Annotated in this window: 2 protein-coding genes; both read left to right on the forward strand. The window is 61.5% G+C overall.

The features are described from left to right. Window positions 1-2,152: type VI secretion protein (locus tag EOA24_RS31605; RefSeq protein WP_127410469.1), on the forward strand; the 2,152-nt coding region annotated here is incomplete at its 5' end. Continuing rightward, entirely contained in the window at window positions 2,149-3,216 is a 1,068-nt protein-coding gene (locus EOA24_RS31610; RefSeq protein ID WP_127410470.1) for a lytic transglycosylase domain-containing protein, read from the forward strand. The genes EOA24_RS31605 and EOA24_RS31610, both read left to right, overlap by 4 nt. Window positions 3,217-3,339: the final 123 nt, after the last annotated feature.

Raw genomic sequence — 3,339 nt, forward strand, 5'->3', positions numbered from 1 at the left:
CCGCAGGCAGGTCAAGCCGGAGCTCGGCGGCTCGTTCTCCGATCACTTCTGCGACCTTCTCAATCAGCGCTACTCGGCGGTGCTTAGCGAGAAGCGCATGTTCGCGAACGAACTCTATTTGACGATCGTACGGACCGGCATGCGCGGTCCCTTAGGAACCGCCGAGGCGGTCTCAAGGCTGTTCGATCGGTCCACGCGGCCGCAAGTACGCCGGCAGCGAACCCACGAACACATCAACGAGCTGGAAGAAGTCGTCGGCAACGTCACACGCGAGCTGCAGAAATACGGCGCACGTGCTCTCGGCGTCACCTATCGCGACGGCGAGCCCTATTCCGAGCCGTGTGCGTTCTTCAACGCCATACTGACTTGCGGCCTGTCGCGGGACATGCGGCTGCCCCGCATGGGAATCCGCAGCTATGTCGGGACCTCGCGGCTGCATTTCTCACGACGAACGTTGCAGGCGCAGGGTGCCACGGACGCCGACAATCGCTTTGGCGCGATGCTGTCGATCAAGGAGTATCCGCCGTTTTCGGGCCCGGGCATGCTCGACGGCCTGCTCCAGGTCAATCACGAGTTCATCCTTACCCAGTCCTTCACGCTTGCTGACAAGCCGGTCGCGCAGGAACGGATTTCACGCCTGCAGCGGCAGATACGCGCTTCCGACGAGGCCGGCAGTACGGTCGAGACGGACATCGACTTTGCGCTCAACAGCCTGGTCAATCAGGAAGCAGTGTTCGGCTATCACCATTTCAGCCTGCTCTGCCTGTCGCGCGAGTTGGCCGGGCTCGACAAGGCAGTCTCGGAGCTTGGCGCCTGCCTCACCGACATGAACGTCAACTGGCTGCGCGAGGACCTGAACATGGAGGCGTCCTTCTGGGCGCAACTGCCGGGCAACCATGCGTACATCGCGCGCTCCTGCATGCTGTCCAGCGCTAACTTCTCCGGGTTCTCCTCCATGCACAATTTCGCGACGGGTCAGGCGTCCGGCATCCATTGGGGCCTGCCGATCTCGATCCTCGAGACCACGTCGCAGACCCCCTACTGGTTCAATTTTCACCAGCGTGACGTCGGGCATTTTCTGGTCACGGGCCCGACGGGCTCCGGCAAAACCGTCGCGCTTACTTTCCTGCTTGCGCAAGCGTTTCGCATCTCGCCCGAGCCTCGGGCAGTGTTCTTTGACAAGGACGAGGGCGCCTCGATCTTCATTCGCGCCGTCAACGGCAACTATGAGGTCCTGCAGCCCGGCACGCCGACCGGTTTCAATCCGCTGCAACTGGAAAACACCCCCGCGAACCGCGAATTCCTGGTTCGTCTTCTGAAGGCCATGCTGTCGCCCGCAGGCGGTCACGGCTTCTCCCAGGAAGAGGAAGACACGCTCGAGCGCGCCATCAGGCGCATTTGCGAGGAGCCGGTCGAGCAGCGGACGCTCGCCAATCTGTCCGGGCTTCTCATGGGGCGCTCACGCTCGGCCGCCAATGATCTCCAGTCGCGGTTGAGGCCATGGTTCGAAGGCGAAAAGGCATGGCTCTTCAACGCGCCGCACGACGCACTCTCCTTTTCCGGCAGGCGCATCTTCGGGTTCGACATGACGCATATCCTCGATAATGAAGACGTGCGCACGCCGGCACTGATGTATCTGTTCCACCGCATCGAAGAACTGCTCACAGGCGATCCCGTCCTGATCTTCATGGACGAGGGCTGGAAGCTGCTGCAGGACCCAGCGTTTTCCAGCTATATCGTCGACAAGATGAAGACGATCCGCAAACTGAACGGGATCGTTGGCTTCGGCACCCAGTCAGCCGCGGATATAGCCCGGGCGCCGCAATCGCACACTTTGATCGAGCAGTCGGCGACAAACCTGCATTTCCCGAACCCGCGCGCGGATGAGGAAAGTTACATCCGACGCTTCGGTCTGACGGCCAAGGAATTTGCCTTCATCCGCAACACGCCGCCGGAGCGGCGGACCTTCCTCATCAAGCATGGCAACGATTCCGTCATTGCCCGGCTGGACCTTTCCGCGATGCCGGACATCGTCAAGGTGCTGTCCGGCCGCAAGGACACGATCGAAGCCTGCGCGGCGCTGCGTGCCCGCCTTGGCGAGGATCCGGCGGCGTGGCTGTCCGATTTCTGCGGATGGGGGAGGGCGGCATGATCCGACGAATTCCCCTGTTGCTCGTTCTTCTCGCGACGCCGGCCGCGGCCGATATTCCGACCATCGATGGAACTACACTGGATGAGCGCCAGGACCGGAACGACAAGGCCACCGAAATCGACAAGGTGGACCGCGATCGCTACACGACCAATGAAAGCGTCACCTGCGCGGTGTATCGGCCGGGCCGCAAGGATGATCCGGTCGCCGCGGCCAACGCAAATCCATCGATCGCAGGCATGGTGCGGCGTGTCGCGCGCGAAGAGGGGATCGACGAGAACCAGTTTCTGGCGCTCGTCTATCAGGAGAGCCGCTTTAATCCTTGCGCCAAGTCCAGCGCCGGGGCGATCGGACTGTCCCAGCTCATGCCGGGCACGGCCTCGGACCTCGGCGTCAATCCTTACAACATCGAGCAGAACCTGCGGGGTGGCGCACGGTATTTCAAGCAGCAGCTTAAACGCTTCGACGGAAACGTCTCGCTGGCGCTCGCCGCCTACAATTCCGGTTCGGGAAATGTCGAAAGCTACGGCGGCATTCCGCCTTTTCGCGAGACGCAGGATTACGTCCGCGTTATCACGCAGAAATGGCTGCCGGCCTTCGGCGGGTCTGACAAATCGGGCATTCCTTTAAACTATGGCGGCACGAGCACTGCCTATGAAGGCATGCGCTCGAGCACCATCAATTCGATGGGACTAACAAGCGCCACGGGCGACGGGTCAGGCGATGTCACGTCCTGGTTCGAGCAGTTCGGTGCGAAATCGACCGGCACAGTGCAGGACAGTTGGGACCAGAATTCCGGCGCCCGCAACGCCAACATCGATATGCTCAATCGTATGATCGGTCTCGGCGCCAGCCTGGCCGATCTCGTCAACTCCAGAAATGCGGTTACCCTGAGCGACATTTCCGGCGCCAGCCGCTCCGGCCGCTACCAGGACGGTGACGGCGGTGACAATCGCGCCATTACCGGCTTCTGCGACGATCGCACCGGCCTGGTCTGGAATCCCGACATCAAAGCTTGCGTCCAACAACTCAACCAGAACGCCGAACTGCTCCTCGTTCCTCAATGACTGGAGATTCCTCATGAGACGCATTCTCTTCCTTGCTGCCGCCACGGCCATCACTTCGACGGTAGCGCGTGCCGATATACCGGTCATCGACAAGACCAACTACGCCGTCGCCAAGGATACGGC

Source organism: Mesorhizobium sp. M2A.F.Ca.ET.039.01.1.1 (genome assembly GCF_003998035.1).
Classification (GTDB): domain Bacteria; phylum Pseudomonadota; class Alphaproteobacteria; order Rhizobiales; family Rhizobiaceae; genus Mesorhizobium.